Source organism: Rhodococcus (subgen. Prescottella) equi (assembly GCF_003013675.1).
Taxonomy (GTDB): domain Bacteria; phylum Actinomycetota; class Actinomycetes; order Mycobacteriales; family Mycobacteriaceae; genus Prescottella; species Prescottella equi.
The window spans coordinates 2,620,865-2,645,733 of record NZ_CP027793.1 but is presented as its reverse complement, the minus strand read 5'-3'; the positions used below and the strand labels follow the sequence as shown (position 1 = coordinate 2,645,733).

16 protein-coding genes are annotated in these 24,869 nt (G+C 69.7%); 9 read left to right on the top strand and 7 right to left on the bottom strand.

Annotated features, from left to right (window positions below):
- Positions 1 to 8: 8 nt before the first annotated feature.
- From trhO to metH, 3 genes are read right to left on the bottom strand one after another with little or no spacing between them, the layout of a single operon-like run.
- The gene (gene trhO, locus C7H75_RS12490; RefSeq protein WP_106851402.1) at positions 9 to 860 is read right to left on the bottom strand and encodes an oxygen-dependent tRNA uridine(34) hydroxylase TrhO; all 852 of its coding nucleotides are present in this window, start codon (positions 858 to 860) and stop codon (positions 9 to 11) included.
- A 1-nt stretch (position 861) separates the two neighbouring features.
- The gene (locus tag C7H75_RS12485; protein ID WP_013416011.1) at positions 862 to 1,557 is read right to left on the bottom strand and encodes an HAD family hydrolase; all 696 of its coding nucleotides are present in this window, start codon (positions 1,555 to 1,557) and stop codon (positions 862 to 864) included.
- Positions 1,550 to 5,119, bottom strand: coding sequence for a methionine synthase (gene metH / locus C7H75_RS12480; RefSeq protein ID WP_081184970.1), 3,570 nt, complete (start codon positions 5,117 to 5,119; stop codon positions 1,550 to 1,552). Before metH ends, C7H75_RS12485 begins: the two co-directional genes overlap by 8 nt.
- Positions 5,120 to 5,170: 51 nt before the next feature.
- Here metH and C7H75_RS12475 point away from each other — a divergent pair, with 51 nt between their 5' ends.
- The 8 genes from C7H75_RS12475 to C7H75_RS12440 all read left to right on the top strand — a co-directional run bounded on the left by C7H75_RS12475 (position 5,171) and on the right by C7H75_RS12440 (position 18,385).
- Positions 5,171 to 6,079 carry a PAC2 family protein gene (locus tag C7H75_RS12475; RefSeq protein WP_005513249.1) on the top strand — a complete coding sequence of 303 codons (909 nt, stop codon included), beginning with the start codon at positions 5,171 to 5,173 and terminating at the stop codon, positions 6,077 to 6,079.
- Positions 6,076 to 7,227 carry an MFS transporter gene (locus C7H75_RS12470; RefSeq protein ID WP_069854860.1) on the top strand — a complete coding sequence of 384 codons (1,152 nt, stop codon included), beginning with the start codon at positions 6,076 to 6,078 and terminating at the stop codon, positions 7,225 to 7,227. The genes C7H75_RS12475 and C7H75_RS12470 overlap by 4 nt, the downstream gene beginning before the upstream one ends.
- 175 nt (positions 7,228 to 7,402) lie before the next feature.
- Positions 7,403 to 8,473 carry a hypothetical protein gene (locus C7H75_RS12465; protein WP_005513251.1) on the top strand — a complete coding sequence of 357 codons (1,071 nt, stop codon included), beginning with the start codon at positions 7,403 to 7,405 and terminating at the stop codon, positions 8,471 to 8,473.
- Positions 8,474 to 8,588: 115 nt separating this feature from the next.
- Positions 8,589 to 10,037: a TIGR02677 family protein gene (locus C7H75_RS12460; RefSeq protein ID WP_175280066.1), complete on the top strand. Its 1,449-nt coding sequence runs from the start codon at positions 8,589 to 8,591 to the stop codon at positions 10,035 to 10,037.
- A complete protein-coding gene (locus C7H75_RS12455) occupies positions 10,034 to 11,446 on the top strand; it encodes a TIGR02678 family protein (protein ID WP_106851400.1) in 1,413 nt (470 codons plus the stop codon). The genes C7H75_RS12460 and C7H75_RS12455 overlap by 4 nt, the downstream gene beginning before the upstream one ends.
- A 21-nt stretch (positions 11,447 to 11,467) precedes the next feature.
- Entirely contained in the window at positions 11,468 to 15,640 is a 4,173-nt protein-coding gene (locus tag C7H75_RS12450; RefSeq protein ID WP_106851399.1) for a TIGR02680 family protein, read from the top strand.
- Positions 15,641 to 16,121: 481 nt separating this feature from the next.
- A complete protein-coding gene (locus C7H75_RS12445) occupies positions 16,122 to 16,958 on the top strand; it encodes a glycoside hydrolase family 19 protein (RefSeq protein WP_013416005.1) in 837 nt (278 codons plus the stop codon).
- 170 nt (positions 16,959 to 17,128) lie between these two features.
- On the top strand, positions 17,129 to 18,385 hold the full coding sequence (locus C7H75_RS12440) for an Nramp family divalent metal transporter (protein WP_013416004.1): 1,257 nt from the start codon (positions 17,129 to 17,131) through the stop codon (positions 18,383 to 18,385).
- A gap of 14 nt (positions 18,386 to 18,399) precedes the next feature.
- On the opposite strand, the gene C7H75_RS12435 is transcribed toward C7H75_RS12440, so the two are convergent.
- Both C7H75_RS12435 and C7H75_RS12430 read right to left on the bottom strand, forming a co-directional pair.
- Entirely contained in the window at positions 18,400 to 19,362 is a 963-nt protein-coding gene (locus C7H75_RS12435) for an antibiotic biosynthesis monooxygenase (RefSeq protein ID WP_084923222.1), read from the bottom strand.
- Between the two features lies 1 nt (position 19,363).
- Positions 19,364 to 19,930 carry a nucleoside deaminase gene (locus C7H75_RS12430; protein ID WP_022595909.1) on the bottom strand — a complete coding sequence of 189 codons (567 nt, stop codon included), beginning with the start codon at positions 19,928 to 19,930 and terminating at the stop codon, positions 19,364 to 19,366.
- 216 nt (positions 19,931 to 20,146) lie between these two features.
- On the opposite strand from C7H75_RS12430, the gene C7H75_RS12425 reads away from it, so the two are divergent.
- On the top strand, positions 20,147 to 21,424 hold the full coding sequence (locus C7H75_RS12425) for an ATP-binding protein (RefSeq protein WP_005513261.1): 1,278 nt from the start codon (positions 20,147 to 20,149) through the stop codon (positions 21,422 to 21,424).
- Position 21,425: 1 nt separating this feature from the next.
- On the opposite strand, the gene mshC is transcribed toward C7H75_RS12425, so the two are convergent.
- Both mshC and C7H75_RS12415 read right to left on the bottom strand, forming a co-directional pair.
- On the bottom strand, positions 21,426 to 22,667 hold the full coding sequence (gene mshC, locus C7H75_RS12420) for a cysteine--1-D-myo-inosityl 2-amino-2-deoxy-alpha-D-glucopyranoside ligase (protein ID WP_064077371.1): 1,242 nt from the start codon (positions 22,665 to 22,667) through the stop codon (positions 21,426 to 21,428).
- 10 nt (positions 22,668 to 22,677) lie between these two features.
- Complete coding sequence (locus C7H75_RS12415; protein WP_106851398.1) at positions 22,678 to 24,825, bottom strand: MMPL family transporter; 2,148 nt, start codon at positions 24,823 to 24,825, stop codon at positions 22,678 to 22,680.
- Positions 24,826 to 24,869 lie beyond the last annotated feature (44 nt).

The following is a 24,869-nucleotide window of genomic DNA, read 5'->3' as shown; positions in this document are numbered from 1 at the left end:
GCCGTCGGTCAGGCGTCGGGCACGCAGGACTCGCACACGAGCACGAGCTCGCGGCCGCCCGTGTCCGGGTAGTTGCGGTACCGCGACGTCGGCTCCTGACACAGGGTGCAGGTGCCGAGGGTGACGGCGTTGCCGGAGAACTGCAGGTTCATCCGCTTGTCGAACACGTACAGCGAACCGTCCCACAAGCCCTCGTCGCCGTAGGCCTCGCCGTACCGGACGATGCCCCCGTCGATCTGGTAGACCTCCTCGAACCCGCGATTGCGCATCAGCGCGGACAACACCTCGCACCGGACACCCCCGGTGCAGTAGGTGACGACCGGCCTGGTCTTGAGGTGGTCGTATCGACCGCTGTCGAGCTCGGACAAGAAGTCTCGCGTGGTCGCGACGTCCGGGACCACGGCGTTGCGGAATCGCCCGATCTCGGCCTCGAACTTGTTGCGCCCGTCGAAGAACACGACGTCGTCGCCACGCTGTTCGACGAGCTCGTGGAGTTCGTCGGGCGACAGGTGGACCCCGCCGCCGACCACCCCGTCCGCGTCGACCTTCAGCTCGTCGGGGGCACCGAAGGTGACGATCTCGGGGCGGACCTTCACCGACAGCCGAGGGAAGTCGTCGCCGGTGCCGTCGGACCACTTGATGTCGGCGTCCTTGAACGGTGCGTACGAGCGCGTTCCCCGCACGTACCGCTTGACGTCGGCGATGTCGCCGCCGACAGTCGCGTTGATGCCGTGCTCGGAGATGAGGATCCGGCCGGTCAGGTTGTTCGACGCGGCGAGGGTCTGCTGCCACAACCGGATCGCCTCGGGGTCGGCGAGTGGCGTGAACCGGTAGAACAGAACGATCTTCGGGGTCGCCATGTCAGGCGGCCTCCTGCCGATGCAGCGCGAACAGATCCGGCACGGTGAGACCCTCGAGCGTCGTGCGGAAGATCCGACGCGGCGACTCGGGGACCGTCGTGATGGACGGAACCACCAGTACCGTGCAGCCCGCCGCCTCCGCCGCGGCGGCGCCGGTGGGCGAATCCTCCACCGCGAGGCACTCGGCGGGCTCGACACCGAGCAGTTCGGCCGCCCGCAGGTACGGCGCGGGATCCGGCTTACCCTCCGGCACCTCGTCGCCGCACACCGAGTGGTCGAAATGCTCGCGCCCGAGCGTGTCGAGCGCGAACTCGCACAGTTCCCGGTCGGTGTTGGTCACGAGCGCCGATCCGAGTCCCGCCGTGCGAACGGTGCGCAACGCCTGCTGTGCGCCCGGCCGCCACGGCAGTCCGGCCTCGAACAGCTTCCCCATCCTCGTGTACAGCCAACTCTTCGCGTCGGCCAGCGCGTCCGGATGCGGATCGAGGTCGAGCGCCGCGAACACCGTGATCAGCGCGTTGTAGCTGGATGCCCCGATGGTCGCCTGGCGGGTCTCCTCCGACATCGGGCCGCCGAGGTGCAGCGACAGCTCGCGGACCCCGATGTCCCACAGGTTCTCCGACTCGAGCAGCGTGCCGTCCATGTCCCACAGGACGGCCCGCAGCGTGCCGGCCTCCGCCGACGTTCGATCAAACATTGAAGTACTTGGCCTCCGGGTGATGCAGGACGAATGCGTCGGTCGACTGCTCGGGATGCAGCTGGACCTCCTCCGACAGCTCGACGCCGATCCGCTCCGGCTCGAGCAGCGCGACGAGCTTGCGCCGATCCTCGAGGTCCGGGCAGGCGCCGTAGCCGAAGGAATAACGCGCGCCCCGGTATTCGAGCTTGAAGAAGTCCTCGACATCCGAGGGGTCCTGCTCGGCGAGGTTGTGACCGCCGGGCAGCACCAGTTCCTCGCGGACCCGGCGGTGCCAGTACTCGGCCAGCGCCTCGGTGAGCTGGACGCCGATGCCGTGCACCTCGAGGTAGTCGCGGTAGGAATTCGCGGCGAACAACTCGTTCGCGAAGTCCGCGATGGGCTGGCCCATCGTCACGAGGTTCATGGGCAGCACGTCGACCTGCCCGTCCTTGCGGGCGTCGTCACGGGAGCGCACGAAGTCCGCGATGCACAGGAACCGATCGCGCTGCTGACGCGGGAACGTGAACCGGAACCGCTCGGGCGCATCGGGGTCCGGTGACTCGAGGACGATCACGTCGTCGCCCTCGGAGACGGCCGGGAAGTATCCGTAGACGACGGCGGCATGCTGGAGCACACCCTCCGTGCTCAGCCGGTCCAGCCAGTACCGCAGGCGCGGACGCCCCTCGGTCTCGACCAGTTCCTCGTACGTCGGGCCGTCGCCGGCCCGCTGACCGCGCAGACCCCACTGCCCCAGGAACAACGCACGCTCGTCGAGTAGACCCGAATACTCGGCCAGTGCGATGCCCTTCACGATGCGGGTACCCCAGAACGGCGGACTCGGCACGACGATGTCGGCGGCGACGTCGGACCGCTCCGGAACCTCGACGGGCGCAGACTCTGCCTTGCGCTTCTCCGCGATCCGCTTGGAGCGCTCATGCCTGGCCTTGCGCTCGGCCGCCTTCTCTGCGGCCGCGATCGCCTCCGGGCTGTCCGGTGCCGGACCCTCGCCGCGCTTGACGGCCATGATCGTGTCCATCAGATGCAGGCCCTCGAACGCGTCCCGCGCGTAGGAAACCTCGCCCTGGTAGACGTCGGACAGATCGTTCTCGACGTACGAGCGGGTGAGCGCCGCACCGCCGAGCAGGACCGGGAACTGCTCCGCGACACCCTTCGCGTTGAGTTCCTCGAGGTTCTCCTTCATCACGACCGTCGACTTCACGAGCAGACCCGACATGCCGATGACGTCGGCCTTCTTGTCGAGAGCGACGTCGAGGATGGTGGCGATCGGCTGCTTGATGCCGATGTTGACGACCTCGTACCCGTTGTTGGACAGGATGATGTCGACGAGGTTCTTACCGATGTCGTGCACGTCGCCCTTGACGGTGGCGAGCACGATCCGGCCCTTGCCCTCGTCGCCGGTCGACTCCATGTGCGGCTCGAGGTACGCGACCGCGGCCTTCATGACCTCGGCCGACTGCAACACGAACGGCAACTGCATCTGGCCGGAGCCGAAGAGCTCGCCGACGGTCTTCATACCCGAGAGCAGGGTCTCGTTGATGATCTCGAGCGGCGGACGCTCGACCATCGCGGCGTCGAGGTCGGCCTCGAGCCCGTTCCGCTCGCCGTCGACGATGCGCCGCTCGAGCCGCTCGAACAGCGGCAGCGCCGCCAACTCCTCGGCCCGTGACTCGCGCGCGGAGGCCGCCGAGACGCCCTCGAACAACTCCATGAGCTTCTGCAGCGGGTCGTACCCCTCGCGGCGACGGTCGTAGACCAGGTCGAGCGCGGTCTCGCGCTGCTCGTCGGGGATGCGCGCCATCGGCAGGATCTTCGACGCATGCACGATCGCCGTGTCGAGGCCGGCTTCCGTGCACTCGTGCAGGAACACCGAGTTCAGCACCTGGCGCGCAGCGGGATTGAGACCGAACGAGATGTTCGAGATACCGAGCGTGAAGTGCACGTCCGGGTAGCGGCGTTTGATCTCGCGGATCGCCTCGATGGTCTCGATGCCGTCGCGGCGGACCTCCTCCTGGCCCGTCGAGATCGGGAACGTCAACGCGTCGATGATGATGTCCGACTGCGACAGGCCCCACGTGGTGGTGATGTCCTGGATCAACCGCTCGGCGATCCGGACCTTGTGCTCGGCGGTGCGGGCCTGGCCCTCCTCGTCGATCGTGAGCGCCACGACCGCGGCACCATGCTCCTTGACCAGCTTCATGATTCGCTGGTAGCGCGAGTTCGGGCCGTCGCCGTCCTCGTAGTTCACCGAGTTGACGGCGCAGCGGCCACCGAGATGCTCGAGCCCGGCGCGGAGCACCTCGGGCTCGGTGGAGTCGAGCATGATCGGCAGCGTCGACGCGGTCGCGAATCGGCTTGCGAGCGCGGCCATGTCGGCGGCGCCGTCACGACCGACGTAGTCGACGTTGAGGTCGAGCATGTGTGCGCCGTCGCGGGTCTGGTCCTTCGCGATGTCGATGCACTTCTGGTAGTCCTCGGCGATCATGGCCTCGCGGAACGCCTTGGAGCCGTTGGAGTTCGTCCGCTCACCGATCATCAGGATCGAGGCGTCCTGATCGAACGGCACCGCCTGGTACAGCGACGACGTCCCGTCCTCGGGCTCCGGCGTGCGCTTCGCCTGCTCGACCCGGCGGACGGCGTCGGCGACCTGACGGATGTGTTCGGGGGTGGTGCCGCAGCAGCCACCGACGAACGACAGACCGAACTCGCTCACGAAGCCCGACAGCGCGACCGCGAGTTCGTCGGCCGACAGCGGGTACTCGGCACCGTTCGGACCCAGCTGCGGCAGACCGGCGTTCGGCATCACCGACACCGGCAGCTTCGAGTGCCGCGACAGGTGGCGCAGGTGCTCGCTCATCTCGTCCGGGCCGGTGGCGCAGTTGAGGCCGATCATGTCGATGCCGAGCGGCTCGAGCGCCGTGAGCGCGGCGCCGATCTCGCTGCCGAGCAGCATCGTGCCGGTCGTCTCGACCGTGACGTGGGTGATGATCGGCAGGCGGCGCCCCAGCTTCTCCATCGCGTGCTGGCTGCCGATGATCGCGGCCTTCACCTGGAGCAGGTCCTGGCAGGTCTCGACGAGGATCGCGTCGGCGCCCCCCTCGATCATGCCGAGCGCAGACTCGGTGTAGGCGTCACGCAGTACCGCGAACGGGGCGTGGCCGAGGGTGGGCAGCTTGGTGCCCGGACCCATCGAGCCGAGCACGAACCGGCCCATGCCGTCGCGGCCGGGACCCATCTCGTCCGCGACCTCGCGGGCGATCCGGGTACCGCGCTCGGACAGGTCCCGGATGCGGTGGGCGATGTCGTAGTCGGCGAGGTTCGGGAGGTTGCAACCGAAAGTGTTGGTTTCGACCGCGTCGGCGCCGGCCTCGAAGTACGCGCGGTGGATGTCGCGCAGCACGTCGGGACGGGTCTCGTTGAGAATCTCGTTGCAGCCTTCGAGCCCGAGGAAGTCGTCGAGAGTCAGATCCGCGGCCTGCAACATCGTGCCCATGGCGCCGTCGCCGATGACAACGCGCTGCTTCAGCGCATCGAGCAGGGCAGAGTGGAATGGTGCAGACATGCCGTCCACAGTAGTGGGCGGCTCGTCGGCCCCTGGTCGTAGGCTGGGTGGGTGAGTTCACCCGAGTTCCCCGACACCTCCGCTGCGGACGAAACCGACGCGGACGTGCCACCCCTGCGCGATCCCGTGCTGATCGCCGCTTTCGAAGGCTGGAACGATGCCGGCGACGCCGCCAGCGGGGCCGTCGAGCACCTCGAGTTGACGTGGGACGCCAAGCCGCTCGCCGAGCTGGACTCCGAGGACTACTACGACTACCAGGTCAACCGGCCCATCATCCGGCAGGTCGACGGCGTCACCCGCGAGATCGTCTGGCCCACCACCCAGTTGTCCCTGTGCACCCCTCCGGGCAGCGACCGCGACGTGCTGCTGCTGCGCGGTATCGAGCCGAACATGCGCTGGCGCAGCTATTGCGACGAGCTGCTCGAGTTCGTCGAGGAGCTCGGCGTGCACACGGTGGTGATCCTGGGCGCGCTCCTGGCGGACACCCCGCACAGCCGACCGGTGCCCGTGACCGGCACGGCGCACAGCATCGAGGCCGCCGAGCAGTTCAGCCTCGAGAAGTCCCGCTACGAGGGCCCGACCGGAATCGCCGGCGTGCTGCAGGACGCGTGCGTCAAGGCGGGCGTTCCTGCCGTCTCGTTCTGGGCCGCGGTCCCCCACTACGTGTCGCAGCCGCCCAATCCCAAGGCGACGGTCGCGCTGCTCCAGCGCGTCGAGGAGGTCCTCGACATCGAGGTGCCGCTCGGTGATCTGCCCAACCAGGCAGAGGACTGGGAGGAGTCGGTGTCGGAGATGACCCGCGACGACGAGGAGATCGCCGAGTACGTGCGCTCGCTCGAGGAACGCGGCGACGCCGAGACCGACATCTCCGACGCGATCTCCAAGATCGACGGGGACGCGCTGGCGGCCGAGTTCGAGCGCTATCTGCGTCGCCGCGGACCGGGGCGTTTCGGGGCGTGACGGCGGACGGCGCCGCCGGTCCGCGCGCGACGCTGCAACGCTCGGCGCTGTACGCCGGCGGATTCCTGGGTCCGTTCGGCGGCGGTGTCGTCACGTCGATGCTCCCCGAGATCGGCGACGGACTCGGGACCGACGCCGCTGCGGCGGCGTCCTCGCTCACCGCCTATCTGCTTCCGTTCGCGCTCGTCATGCTCGTCTCGGGCACGCTCGGCGCACGCTGGGGTCGGATGCGGACCGTGCGGGTGGCGTACGGGGTGTACCTCGCGGCGTCGCTGGCCTGTTTCGCGGCCCCGACACTCGAACTGTTCCTCGGTGCCCGCGTTCTCCAGGGCTGCGCGAACGCGTTCACCACTCCCCTGCTGCTGGCGACGCTCGCCGCGATGACGCCGCAACACAAGCTCGGCCGCGCCCTCGGCGCGTTCGGCGCGCTGCAGGCGGCCGGGCAGACCAGCGCCCCGCTGATCGGCGGCCTGGCCGCCGAAGCCGACTGGCGTCTGGCATTCCTCGCGATCGCCCTCGTCGCCGCGCTGCTCGGCGCGGTGGGCCTGCCCGACGCCGCACGCACCATTCCGGCCGACACCGGAGCCCGGCTGCGCGACGCGTTGCGGCCGGACGTGCTCCGAGTGGGTGTCGTCGCCCTGCTCGGGTGGGGAGCTCTCGGCGGCCTCGGATTCCTGCTCGCCTTCCGCGCCGAGGACGTCTTCGGCATGAGCCCGGCCGCCCGCGGGCTGCTGCTGACCGGCTTCGGCGTCGCAGGCATCCTCACCGCGCGCCCGGTCGGCACCCTGATCGACCGGATCGGCGCCCGCAGGACGGTCGTGCTGGGCGCCGTCGCCGGCGCCACGCTCGTGGCCGTGGCGGGAACCGTCGGCTACGTCGCAGTCGCGGCGATCGCCTGGTTCGTTGCCGGGGTCGCGTCGCAGTTCCTGCTGGTCGGCGTCAATGCCGCAGTTCTGGGCGCCGAGGGCGGCAACCGCGGCGGCGCGGTGTCGGTGGTGCAGTCGTTCCGGTTCTCGGGAGCGGCACTCGCGCCGCTCACCCTCACCCCGTTGTACGCGACCCATCCGAGCGTGAGCTTCCTGGTGCCCGCGCTGCTTCTCGCGATCCTGCCGCCGCTGCTCATGCCCCGGGGCCCGCGCGCCGACTGAAGCGCCCTCGACCTCCGTAGCCGATCTCGAGACAGGCGCCCGAACACGCGACATTCGCCGCGATGATTCGGCAATTCCTTATGTTCCGTCCCCTACCGACTTCCGAGCGACACGCCGCTCAGGTTTCGGAGTTTCTACTGGTTCCGTAGTGCACAGAGTGACTACTGTGACGAATGTGAGCATCACCGACGTTGCCCCGAATCCTCGCCCCGAGCGCAGCATCGACATCTACCGCCGCGCCGTGGCCTGGCTGGAAGGCGCACTGCCCAACGGCTGGACCGTGTCGGCGGATCGCCCCCGCTCCCCCGCCGCACCCAATCGACTTCTCGTCACCGCCCCCGACGGCGACACCGTCTCGTACGCGATCGTGACGTCCAAGGGCGTACTGAGCGGCGACATCGCCCGCATCGCGAACGAACTGTCCGACAGCGACCGCGGGTTCGTGTGCGCGCACTACCTGTCCGACCCGGTGCGCCGCCAACTCGACTCGCACGGCATCTCCTACGCCGACGCCACGGGCAACCTCACGCTCGTCGCGGACCGGCCGGCGATCTGGGTGCGGAACCGAGGTGCGGACGCGGACCCGTGGCGCGGCCCGGGTCGCCCGTCCGGCGTCCTCACCGGTGAGCCGTCCGAACGCGTCGTGCGCGCTCTCGCCGATCACGTCGGCGAAATGTCGGTGCCCGAATTGATCAAGCTCTCGGGCGCCTCGACGGGTGCCGCTTACCGCGTCGTGGAAGTGCTCTTCGAGCGCGAACTCCTCAGCCGGATGCCCCGCGGCCCCGTCACCGACGTCCGCTGGGAGCACATGCTGCGGGCGTGGGCCACCGATCGCAAGCCCTGTCGCACGCGGCGTTTCGCGTCGCCCGACGGCCTCGACGACCTGCGGTCCCGACTCGCCGCGAGCAGCGGGGACCCGGGCTACGCGGTCACCGGGATCGGTGCCACCGACTACGCCCGGCCCGACGTGCTCGAACTGTATGCCGACGACGTCGACGCCTTCGCATCCGAGTTCGATCTGCGCCCCGTCGACGGCGGTGGCGATGTCGTGATCGCCACGCCGTGGTCGGCGGTGGTGTTCGAGCGCATGCAGATCCGCGAGGGACTGCGCTGCGTCGCCCCGTCGCACGCCTACGCAGACCTCGTCGCCGGTCCGTTCCGGCACCCCGATGCCGCCGACTACCAGCTGACGACGATGCGCGCGGACGAGTCCGGCTGGCGCCGCGAGATGCGCCGAGCGCGGTGACCGACCGGCGTGTTCGCTCGTCGGAGGGCCGACGCCCTAGGCTGTCACGGTGAGCGATTCAGGTGACCCGCGCGCGTCCGCCGCGGACGTCGACTTCGCCGTGCGCGAGGACCGGTTGCGACTGTTCTCCTTCACCACGGCGGAGAAACGCACCGACTACCTGTGGGTGATGCGGGCGTTCGACCACGCGCGTGCCAACTACGTTGTCCTGCTGCATGCCGGCGAGGTCGCCGACATCCTCGCCCGTATCGCCGACGACGACCCGTCGGGCGCTCTCACCGCCGGTGAGATCCCGCCCCTGCTCGACCAGTTGCACACGTGGGGCGTGCTCGAACGCAGCTACGACGGCAGCCGCGCCGCGACGCTCGCCGAGTACCGGAACCGGCACTTCGTGTACCAGTTCAGCCAGGCCGGCTACCTCGCGTTCCGAGCGGTCGAGGACCTGCTGGGTGCACGGCTCGAGGACGCGACGCTCTCCCGGCTCGCGCTGCCCGACCTGTTGTCCGACCTCGAGGAACTCGCGCAGGCGAACCGCTGCGGCGACGGTGATCTCATCTATCGCAAGCTCGCACGGCTGGATTCGACGCTCACCGACATGGCGGCCCGCGCTGCCCAGTTCTATCTGATGCTGGGCGATCTGGTGCGCACGACGGAGATCACGCCGGAGGCGTTCCTCTCGCACAAGGACGCGCTGCTCAGTCACATGCGCGAGTTCAGTTCCGACCTCGCGCGGTACGCGCCGAAGCTCGGTGCCGCGATCGAGAACGTGGAGGCGACCGGCATCGAATCGCTGATCACCCGTGCCGCCGCGAGCGACGACCGGGTGTTCCTCTCCCGCGAGGAGCGCGAATCCGATTGGCGGGCGCGGTGGTCGGGCCTGGCGCAGTGGTTCGTCGCGGCCGCCGGGCCGAGCGAGTCGGACAGGCTGCGCGAGGGCACGATGAGCGCGATCGCGGCAGTGCTCTCGCTGCTGCGCCGCGTCACCGAGACCAGACGCGGCGGCGTGAGCCGCGAGAGTCAGTTGCGGCACCTGGCCGGCTGGTTCGCCGCGACCCCGGACGAGGAATCGGCCCACGCGCTGTTCCAGCTCGTCTTCGACCTGGGTCGCCCTCGACACCTGTCGATGGTGCACCCGGACGCGGACATCATTCCCGAGTCCCGGTCGTGGTGGGACGCCACTCCGGTGGAGATCTCCCGCACGCTCGCCGAGACCGGCCGGGCCGCCCAGCCCGGTATGCCGTCGCGCATGCAGCGCAACGAAGGCAGCATCCGCCGCCTCCGGGAGGAACAACTCGCCGCCCAGCGGGCGCGGGCGATCGCGGCGTCGTCGCTGGCGGCTTCCGGCGCGTACGACCGGGTGCTCGACGAGCAGGAGACCGACGTCCTGCTCAGTCTGCTCAATGCCGCACTCACCGCCCGGGTGCCGGTCACCGGATCCGTTCCCAGCTCCACCGGGTCGGAGAACGGCGTCAAGCTCACACTGAGCCCGCACGGGGAATCGACCGTCGTGCACACCGCTCGCGGCAGGCTCCACCTGGACGGACTGCGGGTGAGTGTCCGATGAGGAACCGTTCCGTCTCCCCACTCGACCTCGATTCGTACCAGCGAGCCGCGCGGGTAATCCTCTCGAATCACCTTGTGACGCAGACGTATCCTGATCGCCTCGCGCTGCCGCTGCTGCGCCGGTGGGCCACCGAGCTGCGCGACGACCTGCTCGAGTTGTTCGGCTACCGACTCGAGGTCACCGAGACCACCGCGCGTCTGTTCACAGTGACGGACCGGCTCGAACCCGGCGCGCCCGCCCGCACCGGCACCGATCGCCCCTTCGACCGGCATCGCTACGCGTACCTGGCGCTCGCCCTCGCCGCGCTCGGCCGCGCCGGCAACCAGATCACCCTGTCGGAGCTGGCCGATCACGTCGCATCCGAGGCTACGCAGGTCGCCGGAGTGACACTGTCCACCGACCGCGCGGCAGACCGGGACGCGTTCGTCGACGCCGTCGGCTGGCTCGCCGCGCGCGGCGCGATCGTCCTCGCCGACGGTGACGCGGGCGGATGGGCGTCGAATCCCGATGCGGGAGAGGCGCTCTACGACATCGACCGCTCGGTCGTGGTGGCGCTGTTCCGGCCGCCCCGGGCACTGCAGCACGTGACGTCGGTGCGCTCGCTGCTCACCGGTGAGCCGGCGCCCCTCGACGACGACATCACCGCCTACCGACCCACCGACGCGCGCGAGACTGCCCGGCGGATGCGGCGCGCCCTCGTCGAGCGTCCGGTCGTGTACGCCGACGCCCTCACCGACGACGAGCGACTGCAGCTGGCGCTGCCGCGCACCGCCGCCGACGTCGAGGATCTCACCGGGCTCGTGGCCGAGCGCCGCGCCGAGGGCATCGCGATGATCGATCCGTCCGGTCGGATGTCCGACGTGCGGTTCCCGAGCACCGGCACCATCGCACAGGTCGCGTTGCTCCTGGCCGGCGAGATGGCCGACCGGGTCCTCGATCTCGATGCTGCCCCGCTCCCCCGGCACCCGCTGCCGACCACCGATCAGGCCGAGCTGATCGAGCGGCTGGACTCGGCGATCCCCCGATCGGGGATCTTCGAGCACTTGGCCGACCCGTTCGAGTCGGCCGAGTCAGCGGAGTCGGCGGGATACGCCGCCGACGACCGTGACGACCCGATCGAACCCGCCCGCTACGCGCTCCTCGACGACGACTGGGTGACCGGGGCCGTCGACGAACTGGTACTCCGGTTCGGGCGCACCTTCGCCGCGCAGTGGCAGGCGGACCGCAACGGCTTGCGCCGCAACGCCGTCGCGCTCCTCGATCGGTTGCAGCTCGTCCGCAGTGTCGACGGCGGCGTACTCGTGCTGCCGCCGATCGCCCGGTTCCGTGGCGTCGTCGTCAACATCCGCGACCGGAGCGCCCAGTCCGAGTTGTTCCACGGACCGGTCTCCGCCGAGAAGCACTCCTAGAGAAGTAGAGGCATTTTTCGCATGGCATCTGCGCGTTTCAAGCCGACCCGCGCCGGGATCATCAATCTCTGGGACTACCGCGACCAGGAGTTCTCGTTCGCGGACGGCCGGCTGGTGCTCCGGGGCCCGAACGGTTCGGGCAAGACGAAGGCGCTCGAGGTGCTGTTCCCGTTCGTGTTCGACGGACGCATCGAGCCGCGGCGACTGAACCCGTTCGCGGGCGAGGAACGGACGATGAAGTCCAATCTGCTGTATCGGGGCCAGGATTCGGCGCACTCCTACGTGTGGATGGAGTTCGCCCGCGGGCCGCAGGACGACCCCGAGGCGGTCACCGTCGGAATCGGCATGCGCGCGAGCCGGCAGAACGACAAGGTCACCCGGTGGTACTTCGTCGCCGACGGCCGGGTCGGCGTGGACTTCTCGCTCCTCGGCGACGACGACCGGCCGTTGACGAGGAAGCAGCTCGCCGAACAGCTCGGCAGCGACGCGATCACCGACCGCCCCGTCGACTACCGCGCCGCCATCGATGCGCGGCTGTTCGGGCTCGGCGCCGAACGATACGACCAGCTGATCAACCTGATCCTGACGCTGCGGCGTCCGCAGCTGGCGAAGAACCTCGACCCCAAGGGGCTGTCGCAGGCCCTCACGGACGGTCTGCGCCCGCTCGACGAGCAGCTCGTGCTCGAAGCGGCCCGCTCCTTCAGCGACATGGAGGAGGTAGGCCGCGCCCTCGAGGGTCTGGCCGCCGCGGATCAGGCGGCGCAGAGCTTCGTGACCGTGTACTCGAAGTATCTGGCGCAGCAGGCTCGCACGGACGTCGAACAGGTGGCGCGACGCCTCGAATCGGTGGACCGCGCCCGGTCGGTGCTCGACGCGGCGGTCGCGCTGCAATCGTCGCGACAGGAGGAGCGACTGCTCGCCGAGGACCGCTTCACCTCCGCCGAGCGCGCCCTCGAGCAGGCCCGCGCCGACCTCGACACCCTGCAACGCTCGGGTGCCTACGAGGGCAAACAGCAGCTCGACGACCTCGCGGCCGCCGTCGCACAGCTGAAGCTGTCGACCGAGCAGCAGGCAGACAAGGCCCGCAAGGCGCAGGCCACGCTCGAACAGCGCACCGGCGAGGCAACGCGCGCCACCGAATCGGTGCGGACCGCCACCGCGGCACTGGTACGCGCGGAGACCGAACTGGCCGAGGCCGCCGAGCAGGCCGGCATCGCGTGGACCCCGCTGCCGGAGGGCTCGCGATCGGATCAGATCATCGCCGCGGTCCGCGGGCACGCCGAGGAACGCGACGGCGACGTCCGCGCCGTGCGCGCCGCCCTCGCCACCGTCGAGAAGGCGAACACCGAACGCGAACGCGCGGACCGGGCCGCCGACAAGGGACGCGAACTGCTCGAGGCCGCACAGGCCGCGGTCGCCGAAGCCGAGGCGACGGTGGAGCTGGCCCGGGCGGATTGCGCGGCGGCGTTGCGCTCCTGGTGGACCGAGCATTCCGCCGACTACGCCGCGATCGGCGTGACCGCGGACCTTTTCGCGGCACTGGACAAGGCGCTCGCGCAGGCCGGCGACGACGACTCCCCCAGTCTGAGCACCGTGCTGCACGAGCACGTCGAATCCGCACTCGACGAGCAGCGGGCCCGCCGCCGCGAGGCCGCCGCCGCGCAGGCGGCCGCGACCGCCCGGATCGCGGAACTGCAGACCGACCGCAAGCACGTCGCCGCCGAGAAGGACGACGCCCCTGCCCGATTCGCGTCCCGCACCGGGGACCGCAGCGAACTGCCCGGAGCTCCGCTGTGGCGTCTCGTGCGCTTCGCCGACGACGTCGAACCCGTCATCGCTGCAGGCGTCGAGTCCGCGCTCGCTGCCGCGAACCTCCTCGACGGGTGGGTGCTTCCCACCGACGATGCGCCGGCCGACATCGAGTCCGAGCAGTTCCTCGAGCCGCTGCCGGAAGACCGCCGCCCGCAGGGCGCGACCCTCGCCGACGTGCTCGCCGTGGAAAGCGATACCGGAGTGCCCGAAGAGCGGGTCCGGGCGATCCTCGACTCGGTCTCGCTGGACCGCGACGGCAGCGCCCGCGACACGCACGTCGGGATCGGAGTCGACGGACGGTTCTGGCAGGGCATCGCGCGGGGCCGGCACGTCAAGGCCGACGCCGAGTACATCGGCACCACGGCGCGCGAACGTCGACGCGCCCAGCGCATCGACGAACTCGACGCCGAGATCACCGCGGCGGAGGACGCCCGGACCGCCGCCCGCGCGGTCGAAGGCGACGCGAAGGCACTGCTCGACACGCTCGCGGGTGCCGCGAAGTCGCTTCCGCGCACCGGTGCCGTCCTCGCCGCGCTCAAGAAGCTGACCGAAGCTGCCGGAGCGCTGCGAACCCGGTCGGAGTCGACCGAGTCGTCCGGCCAGGAACTCGACCAGGCCATCGCCGATCACACGGCGAAGGAGAAGCAACTTCGCGCCGTCGCGGTTGCGCATCGGGTGTCGCACCACGCCCGTGACGTCGATGCCCTCGCCGCGTCGATCCGCCACTTCGAGAGCCAGGGCGAACAGCTGTTGCGCTGCCGCCGGGAGCACGAGAAGGAACTGGAACTCCATCGTGAGGCCGAGGACCGGCTCGAGGAGGCCCGCGGCAACACCGAGGAGTTCGTCGAGGAGGCAGCGGTCGCCGAGGAGAACTACGCGCAGCAAGTCTCGCGCCTCGAGACGCTGCGCGAGGCGTTGGGAGCGAGCGCCGAACAGATCGATGCCGATCTCGAGGAAGCGCGGGCGCGGATCGAGGTGTGCAAGACCGAACAGCGGGCGGCACGCAAGGCCTACGACGCGGCGGTCGAGCAGATCGGCAAGGCCGAGGGTGCCCACAACGCAGCCGTCGAAGGACTGCGCAGCGCGCTCACCGAGACCCGGACCGACGCCGACCGACTGGCACCGTACGCGCGACGTGACCTCCTCGACCTGCTGCGCGTCGAGGGCGAGCACACCTGGCCGCAGAGTGCGGCCGCGTGGCTCACCGCGGACCAGCTCGTCTACCGGATCGTCACCGAGGGCGATCCGGACGCACCGATCCTGCCGGCCGAGGTCGCGGCGCTCTATCGCGCGATGGACGCCGCGACCGCGTCCGTCCGGACCAGCGAGAACGCGAAGAAGTCGACCCGGTCGGCGCTCACCGCGGCACTGCAGGACTTCGACGCGCAACTGGCCGCGGCTGGTCAGGACTACCGCCTGCAGTGGGACGCGCCGGACGGGCTGACCGTCGTCCGAGTCCAGGACGATCAGGGCTACTCGTCGATCGGCGAGTTCTCGACGCGGATCGCGGCGGCACGTCAGGACCAGGAGGTCCTGCTCACCGACTCCGAGCGGCGCATCCTCGAGGACGCGCTGCTGACCGGCCTCGCCCAGCAGATCCACGAGCGCACCGCGGACGCCCGTGACCTGATCGCCCAGATGGGTGCCGAGATGCGCGAGCGGCGCATGTCGTCGGGCAGCACGATCGGCGTGCACTGGGTACTCGCCGACAACCTCGACGACACCTCCCGTGCAGTGTCCAAGCTGTTGGACCGCGCGCCCGCGGCGTTGAGTGCCGACGAGCTGGCGACCATCCGCGCCCACTTCGCGGCGCAGGTGCGCATCGCCCGGGCCGCGCACCCGGAGCGCTCGTACCCCGAGATCCTCGCGTCGGCGCTCGACTACCGCCGGTGGCGGGTGTTCTCGTTCACATTGATCGGCGGGGACGGCAGCGAGGACCGTCTCACCGTGGCGCGGCACAGCGCGCTGTCCGGTGGCGAGCAGTCGGTATCCCTGCACCTTCCGCTGTTCGCTGCCGCGCACGTGATGCTCTCGTCGGCCGATCCGCACTCGCCCCGCCTGCTGGGCCTCGACGAGGCCTTCGCTGGTGTCGACGACAACGGGCGCAGCGAATTGCTGGGTCTGAGTGTCCAGTTCGATCTCGACCTGTTCATGACCGGCTACGACCTCTGGATCACGTACCCGGGCGTTCCGGGGTGCGCGCACTACGACCTGGCGCACTCGACAGCCGAACAGAGCGTCAGCGCGGCACTGCTCGTCTGGTCCGGCGGCGACCTGCTCGCCGAGCACGACGGCAGCGATCTCGCCCGGGCCCTGGGGTCACCGCTGCGCCGCCGCGTCCCCGCCACGGCGGACGGTGGTCTGGAGTTCGCGGACGCGTAGGGACGCCGGGCGGCGCCGTTCGTTGCCCCCACCCGAGGAGGCCGACGGGTCGAGGCACGGGGTCGCAGACATGTATCGGTCGGCGGCGGTGATGTCACGAACCGATGTCACGAACCGGTCTCGTGGGCGCCGATCGCGGTTCATCTTCGCGCTCGTGTGGAGCCGATTGCGGGGCTGGAAGGTCACGACGAGGGGTTTCCCTCCCCCACCCGAGCCACGAGGAAAGGCTCACCTACCAGGCCTGAGGGCACAAAGCCCGTAACGACACGCCGACAGATTTGTGATCTGAATCACTTTCGGTGCCGAGAGTGGCGCTCGTCTCGATCACTTGAAGATCTTTGGTAACGGCCTGTTATCTGGTTGTGACATTGCCGTGACCACCCGGTGATCCGACGGTCTCGATCCCGAGGACCACTTCCGATGATACCGGTGTTCACGCCCGACGCGGCTGCACCCGCAGCCCCCAGCCGGAGCATGAGCCTTGCACAACACTCCTGACTGCACGACCGATCGCAAGAGCGGCACCCAGCGCGGACTCCTGTCGCGAGCCCGTGTCGCCGTCCTCGCAACCGCCACCGTCGCCGGGCTCTGCGCCGGCAACCTCGCGACCGGACCGGTCGCCTCCGCGAGCGTCACGCCTTCGTTACCCACCGCGCCCGCCCAGTTCCTCGACACCGCCGGCCTGCTGAAGGCGCTCGAGCTGCCCCAGTCCTCGACCGCTCCCGCACCCGTCCCGCAGGCGCGCGTCGTGCCGGAACCTGCACTGCCGGCACCCCCGCCCCCGCCGGCCCCCGCGTCCGTCACCCTGGACGAGCTCGTCAACATCGTCCCGCAGGTGGCGCCCGACCGCTTGGCACAGTACGTCGCACCGCTCAACGAGGCACTCGCGAAGGCCGCGATCGACACCCCGCTCCGCAAGGCCGCATTCATCGCCCAGCTCGTGGTCGAATCCGACTCGTTCCGCACGTTCGAGGAGTACGCGTCCGGTCGCGCCTACGAGGGCCGCTCGGATCTCGGCAACTTCGCACCCGGCGACGGCGAGCGGTTCAAGGGTCGCGGCGCAATCCAGGTGACCGGACGCCACAACTACGAGAGTGTGAGCCAGTACCTCGGGATCGACTTCGTCGCGAACCCCGAGCTGATGGCGACACCGGAGAACGCCTTCGAGACCGCCGCCTGGTACTGGCAGTCCCGCAACCTCAATGCCGTGTCGGACTCCGGCAGCATCGAGAGCGTCTCCCGCATCGTCAACGGCGGGACCCACGGCCTGCCGCAGCGCATCGACAGCTTCCAGCGCGCGCTCTCCGTCTTCCACTGACGGCCCACCTCGTCGCCCCCTGCCGGACACCCCGTCCGGCAGGGGGCGATTCGCGTTGAACCCGCGTCGATTGAAAGTTCGGCTCCCCGAACTCTATAGTACGAATAAGCGAATCACCGCGCGTTCGGTGCTCGCTGCCCGTACCCGGCAAGTTCGACGAGCGGAGTCCCGTGAGCACCGAGATCGACGCCCCCACCCCGCTCCGACGGCGCGGTGGGGGTCTGCGCTCCGTAGCCCTCATGGGTCCCGCTTTCGTCGCCGCAATCGCATACGTCGACCCGGGCAACGTCGCGGCCAATCTCACCGCCGGCGCCAAGTACGGCTACCTCCTCGTGTGGGTACTCGTGCTCGCGAACGCGATGGCGGTCCTGATCCAGTACCTCTCGGCGAAGCTCGGCCTGGTCACCGGGCGATCCCTGCCGGAGATGCTGGGCCGGCGACTGCGGAAGGGCAACCGCCGCGCGTTCTGGCTGCAAGCGGAGGCGATGGCCGCCGCGACCGACCTCGCAGAAGTGATCGGCGGCGCCATCGCGCTGCATCTGCTGTTCGGCCTGCCTCTGTTCGTCGGCGGCCTGGTCACCGGCGTGGTGTCGATGGTCATCCTGTCCGTCCAGTCGCGCCGCGGCCAACGCACCTTCGAATTCGTGGTGATGGGACTGCTGGCGATCATCACGATCGGCTTCCTCGCCGGACTGTTCTTCACCGATGTCGCGGTCGGCGAGGCGGCGACCGGCCTGCTGCCGCGCTTCGAGGGCACCGAGACCGTGCTGCTCGCGGCCGGCATGCTCGGGGCCACCGTCATGCCGCACGCCATCTACGTGCACTCCGCACTCGCCCGCGATCGGCACGGCGCGGCAGGGCACGGCCCTCGCCTGCACCGTCTGTTGCGGGTCACGCGATGGGACGTCACGGCGGCACTCGTCGTGGCAGGCGGAGTCAACATCGGCATGCTGCTCCTCGCCGCGTCGGCGTTGCGCGGGGTCCCGGGCACCGACAGTATCGAGGGCGCCCACGCCGCCATCCAGGCGTCGCTCGGCCCCGGCATAGCGGTCGTCTTCGCCGTCGGCCTGCTCGCATCCGGCCTGGCGTCGACATCGGTGGGGTGCGCCGCCGGGTCCGAGATCATGCACGGCCTGCTGAACATGCGGATCCCGGTACTCACCCGACGAGTAGTCACCCTCATCCCCGCTCTGATCGTGCTCGGGATCGGCGTCGATCCGACGTACGCGCTCGTGATCAGTCAGGTCGTGCTGAGCCTGTGCATCCCGTTCGCACTGGTCCCACTCGTGCGGATGACGTCGGATCCCGAGTTGATGGGTCCCGAACGGAACGCCCCCGCCACCACCGCCGTCGCGTGGCTCTGTGTCGGACTCGTCACGGCCCTGAACATCGCGCTGTTGTGGCTGACCGTGACGGGGTCGGGGTAGCGGGAGGTCCGCGATCAGGGCAGGGACCACACCACCGTGGTCGCGAGCCAGAACACGACTGCCGCCACTGCGAGGAATCCCACCGAGATCACCAGCCCGATCGTGTCGACGCGCCCGCTCGACGCGTCGCGCGGTTCGAGCCAGAAACGCAGGACTCGGGTGACCACGGGCATCACCACCCACGTCAGCAGACACACCGAGGCGATGTTGCCGATCAGCAGACTCGCCCACAGGGGCGCGTCCGGCCACAACTCGTCGATGGTGATGGTGAGAACCACGACCAGCGGGTACAGCCCCACCAGCACCGACAACGCGGTCTTCCACGACGGCACCTTCGCCTCCCCGGCCCCGCCCGCCGAGAACCACGATCCGTACGGGCTCGGGATCGGCCGCACGGTGAAGTCCCTGAACTCCTGCCCCTCCGCGAGCAGCGCCGCCCGTTCCGGTGACCCGAGCCACCGGTCGAGGTCGGCCTGGGAATCGAACGTGAACAAGATCGTCCAGTCCTCCTGCACCCCCGGGATCGGAGGGTGCCACTCTGAGCCCCGAAAGCCCGGGAACGTCTTCTCCGCGTCGGTGATTCGGTGCTGCCACGCCACGAACTCGGGCTCGCGGCCCGGCACCGGCGGATGCGACACCACGACGGTCACCGCCTCCGAAGCGTTCTCGGGCAGCACGTTCTGGGTGGGTGTCTCGGCGAACAGAGCGGCGCCGCCGTCCACCAGTTTCCGCCGCCGGCCGCTGTCGAGCCAGGCGCGGAGGTGATCGAGCGAATCGAAGCTGTACACCACCGACCACTCGGAGCCGCCCATCGACGGCGGCACCATCTCCGAACCGAGGAAACCGACGAACGTCGCTGCGGCCGAATCCACTTCGCCCTGCCATCGCCGGAAGTCGGCGTCGGCCCCCGGGCGGAGCCGATGGGTGACGACGACCGTCGCGGGTCGAGGATTGCTCGCAGGCGGCTCGGGCGCCATGTCAGTACGGATGTTTGTCGGGCTTCTCGGCCCACGTCGCGTACGCAGCGGCGCCCAGGTCGGCGCGCAGTTGCTCGACCTTGATGGACCGCTCCGCGAGCGGACGGGTGAAATCCTCGTACTGGAACGCGTCGTCGAAGCCGATGTGGCTCGTGGCCGCCAGATCACTCGCGAAGTACACCGCGTCGAGCCGTGACCAGTAGATCGCACTCATACACATCGGACACGGCGCCCCGCATGTGTAGATCTCCATCCCCATCAACATCCGTGCCCGTTCGGGTACCCGATCCGGCGAGCCCTCCGGCCGCGGCACCAGCTTCAGGGTGGACTCGTCGACATGCTCGCGCGAGATGCTCGGCGCCGCCGCGTTGAGTACCTGGACGGCCTTGCGGATGGCCTCGATCTCGCCGTGGGCCGTGACGTCGCCGGTGAGCAGGACGCGGTTCTGGCCGCGCGCGACGATGTCCCCGTCACGGGCGATCACCGCCCCGAACGGACCACCCCAGTTGTTCTCGACCGACTCGATCGCGAGTCGGCACGCCTCGTTCATGAGCTCGTCCGGTGTCATGGCCGACCGCCTCCACACGTCGCAGGGACCCCCACAATCTAACGACCAGGTGAGGCGCACCACAGCGGTTTGGCGTCGAACATGCAGATGACCAGGGGATTTGCCGCATATCAGGGTCGTTGCAATTCCCGCCTCGGGCTGACAGCCCCGAGAGCGCGGTGTCTACTCGTAGGACCCGACGACGTGACCGACCCGATCGGATCGAGGTGACCGCACATGCCGGTGTGGCGATTGCGCGACTTCCAGAACGACGACCTGGACCAGGCCATCCAGATCTGGGACCAGAGTCGCATCCCGGGCTCGTCCGAACCGGTGTTCACACTCGCGGAGGTGATGGCGGCGGCCCGCGCCGGCCAGCCCGCGGTGGTCGCAACCGTCGGGGACGAACTGGTGGGCATGGCGGTCGCACAGGTGCACGGCGAACGGGCGTGGATCCTGCTCGTCGCGCTCGGCTCGCGCTGGCGCAACCGTGGCATCGGGAGCGCCCTGCTCGCGAACCTCGAGCGACGACTGCGCAGCGCGGGCGCCCACCGCATCTCGGCGGTGATGCCCGATGCCGCCACCGGATCCGCGGCGTTCGAGCACTCGGGATACCTCCGTCGCGACGGCCTGGTCTATTACGAACTGCTCGAACCGTTGGGCCCGGACAAGACTCTGCTCAGTGAGCTCGGCGGCCGGGTGATGCCGGAAGGACTGTGGCACACCATGTCCGGCATGGAGGGAGTCAAGGAGGTCATCGAGCGCCGCATCGTCTCGCCGCTCGAGAACCCCGACCTCGCCGACCGCTACGGCGTTCAGCCGCCCAAGGCGGTGATCCTGTTCGGTCCGCCCGGCACGGGCAAGACCAGCTTCGCCAAGGCCATCGCGTCACGCCTCGACTGGCCGTTCGTCGAACTGTTCCCGTCCCGCCTCGCCGCATCGTCCGAGGGCGGGCTCGCCGCGTCCCTGCGCGAGGTGTTCGCGGATCTGGCCGAACTCGACGAGGTGGTGTTGTTCATCGACGAAGTCGAGGAGATCGCAAGCGCCCGAACCGGAGTCGCCACCAACCCCGCGCACGGCGTCACGAACGAACTGCTCAAACTCATTCCCGCGTTCCGGGAGGGCGAGCGCCGACTGATGGTCTGTGCCACCAACTCGGTGCATTCCCTCGACTCCGCTTTCCTGCGGCCGGGGCGCTTCGACTACGTGATCCCCGTGGGCCCGCCCGACGAGCCGGCCCGCAAGGCCGTCTGGCACCGGTATCTCGGCGCATCGGCGGCGCACGTCGATCTCGACCGACTCGTCGAGGCGAGCGAGCTGTTCACCCCGGCCGACATCGAGTTCGCGTCCCGGAAGGGTTCTCAGGCCGCTTTCGAACGCGAGGTCACCGAGCGATCGGGCAGACCAGCCACCACCGACGACTACCTCGCGGCGATCGCCGACACCCGACCGACCCTCACCACCGAACTACTCACCGAATTCGAGGCGGACAGCGAGAAGTTCACCCGGCTGTAGGTCAGCGCAGTTCGACGCCCAGCAGCGCATCCACCGCGGCCGCGAAGGCACCCGGCGCCCCCGCGTCCGGACCCCCGTGATCGACGGCACGCCGGGCCCAGCCGTCGAGCGCGTCGAGGGCCTTGGGGGTGTCCAGGTCGTCCGCGAGATGCTGCCGCAGCCGCGCCACGGTGTCCTCGGCCGACGGGGCGGACTCGAGCGCGGCGGCCTTGCGCCACAACGCGAGCCGCTCCTGCGCGTCTGCCAGCACGTGATCGGTCCACGGACGGTCGACCCGGTAGTGCCCCGAGAGCAGACCGAGCCGGATCGCGGCGGGATCGACACCCTCGCCGCGCAGCTTCGAGACGAACACGAGGTTGCCGCGACTCTTGGACATCTTCTCGCCGTCCAGACCGATCATGCCGGTGTGCACGTAGTGGCGGGCGAAACGATCGGTGCCGGTGGCAGATTCGGCGTGCGCCGCCGAGAACTCGTGGTGCGGGAAGATCAGGTCGCTACCGCCGCCCTGGATGTCGAAACCCGAGCCGATGCGGTTGAGCGCGATCGCGGCGCACTCGATGTGCCAGCCGGGACGGCCCGGGCCGAACGGCGACGGCCACGACGGCTCGCCCGGACGCTGCGCCCGCCACACCAGAGCATCGAGCGGATCCCGCTTGCCGGGCCGGTTCGGATCGCCGCCGCGCTCGGCGAAGAAGTGGTCCATGGTCGCCCGGTCGTAGCCCGACTCGTAACCGAACTGCGCGGTCGCATCCGCGCGGAAGTAGACGTCGGGATACTCGGGGTCGTCGACCACGTACGCCGCACCGGACGCGACGAACTTCTCGACCAACTCGACGACCTCGCCGATCGACTCCACGGCCCCGATGTAGTCCTGCGGCGGGAGCACCCGCAGCGCCTCCATGTCCTCACGGAAGAGCGCCGTCTCCCGCATGCCGAGCACCACCCAGTCCTCGCCGTCGCGGTCGGCGCGCTCGAACAGCGGGTCGTCGACGTCGGTGACGTTCTGCACGTAGTGCACGGCGTGACCGGCGTCCCGCAGCACCCGGTTCACCAGGTCGAACGTCAGATAGGTGGCGGCGTGACCGAGGTGGGTCGCGTCGTACGGCGTGATGCCGCACACGTACATCTTCGCCGTCGCGCCCGGAGTGACCGGCCGCACCTGCCGATCCGCGGTGTCGTAGAGCCGGAGGGCAGGCCCCTGACCGGGCACGGACGGGACAGCGGTGTCGGACCAAGACTGCATGGGAACGAGCCTAGTGGAGAGTCGATTCCGCCCTCGCGGGCGGCGTGTCCGACGGCTCCGGTGCCGACGCCAGACGGCTCGGCCACCAGATCCGCTGTCCGATGTCGACGGTGAGCGCGGGCACCAGGAGCGACCGCACCAGCAGTGCGTCGAGCAGCACGCCGAACGCCACGATGAACGCGAGCTGCGCGAGGAACAGCAGCGGGATCACCGCGAGCGCCGAGAACGTGGCCGCGAGCACCACACCGGCCGACGTGATCACTCCACCGGTCACGGTCAGCGCCCGGAGGGCGCCGCGCCGGGTGCCGACGCGCAGTGACTCCTCCCGCACCCGGGTCATGAGGAAGATGTTGTAGTCGATCCCCAGCGCCACGAGGAACACGAACGCGAACAGCGGAACCACCGGGTCCGCGCCCGGGAAGCCGAGCAGGTGGTCGAACACCAGCGACGACACCCCGAGGGTTGCAGCGAACGAGAGCACGACGGTGCCCATCAGCAACAGCGGCGCCAGCAGCGATCGAAGGAGCAGCGCGAGGATCGCGAACACCACCGCGATCACGACCGGGATGATGACCGTCCGGTCCCGGGTGGAGGTGTTCTTGGTGTCCAGGTCCGTCGCGGTCGGACCGCCCACCAGCGCGTCGGCCCCCGGAACCGCATGCACCGACTCGCGCAGTCGCTCGATCGTGCGCTCAGCGGCCAGCGAATCGGCCGGATCGGTGAGTGTCGCCTGGATCGCGACCCGGCCGTCGACGACCAGTGGGGTCGCCTCCCCCGGCGCCGTGACCGCTCGCGCGTCACTCACCCCGTCGACGCGGGACGCCGCGAGGACTCCGTCCAGAGCGTCGGCGTCGGCGATCACGACCGCGGGCGACCCCGAGCCCGCATCGAAGTGTTCCCCGAGGATCTGCTGGCCGGCCACGGAATCGACGTCGAGCAGGAAGATGTCGGACTGCGCCACGCCACTCGCCTTGAAGGTCGGCAGCAGCAACGCGAACGCGGCGAGCACGAGCGTGGACGCAACCCAGAACCGTCGAGGATGCGCGCCCACCTTGCGCGCCAGCGCGCCCCAGAACCGGTGGTCGGCAGCCTCGTCCCGGTCGGCGTGCTCGGGGTCGTACGCCGGTCGCTTGGGCCAGAAGGCGACCCGCCCGAACAGCACGAGCACCGCCGGCAGGTACGTCATCGACGCCACGAAGGACGCCGCGATACCCAGGGCGGCGACGGGACCGAGACCGCGGTTGGAGTTGAGATCGGACAGCAGCAGGCACAGCACGCCCGCGATCACCGTGCCGGCGGAGGCAGCGACCGGTTCGAGGGTGGCGCGCCACGCCCGCTTCATCGCGTCGAACCGGTCCGGCGCGTTGTGGAGCTCCTCGCGGTAGCGCGCCACCAACAGCAGTGCGTAGTCGGTCGCGGCACCGAACACGAGGATGAACAGGATGCCCTGGCTCTGCCCGTTCAGCGCGATCGCACCGGCATCGGCCAGCAGATAGACGAGCAGGCTCGCGAGTCCCAGCGCGAACACTGCGGACGAGAGCACCAGGAACGGCAGCAGCGGACTGCGGTAGACGATCACGAGGATCAGCAGGACCACCGCGGCCGCCACCAGCAGCAGCAACCCGTCGATGCCCTTGAACGCCGTCGAGAGGTCGGCGACCTGCCCGGCCGGACCGGTCACCAGAACCGTCAGACCGTCCGGCGGGCTGCTCAGATCCGTCCGCAACGTCTCGACACTGTCGCCGACGTCGACCGTCGAATCGATCGGCACGATCATCTGCAGCGCGCGGCCGTCCTGCGACGGGATCGGCGGTGAGATCTGGTCACCGAATCCCGGCTGTCCCGCGACCGAGGCGCCCACCCGTGCGAGGAAATCCGCGTCCGACGGCGTTGTCCCCGAATCGCGTTCGGCTACGACGATGGCGGGTACGAAACGGGTGTCGGTGAAGCCGTCGTAGAGGGCACCCGCCTCGGTGGCCTCCGCGGACGACGGCAGGAAGGCGGTGTTGTCGTTCTGCTGGACGTCACCGAGCTTGCCGGCGAACGGCCCGCCGAAACCGCCGACGCCCAGCCACACCAGGACCAGGACCGCCGGGAGCAGCCACCGCCACCGGGAGGTGCGACGCGTTGTGGAGTTGCTGGTTGCCGGCTTGCTCACGGGGCCTCCGGGGTCGGTGGACGGCTACTCTCGGAACACTTCCC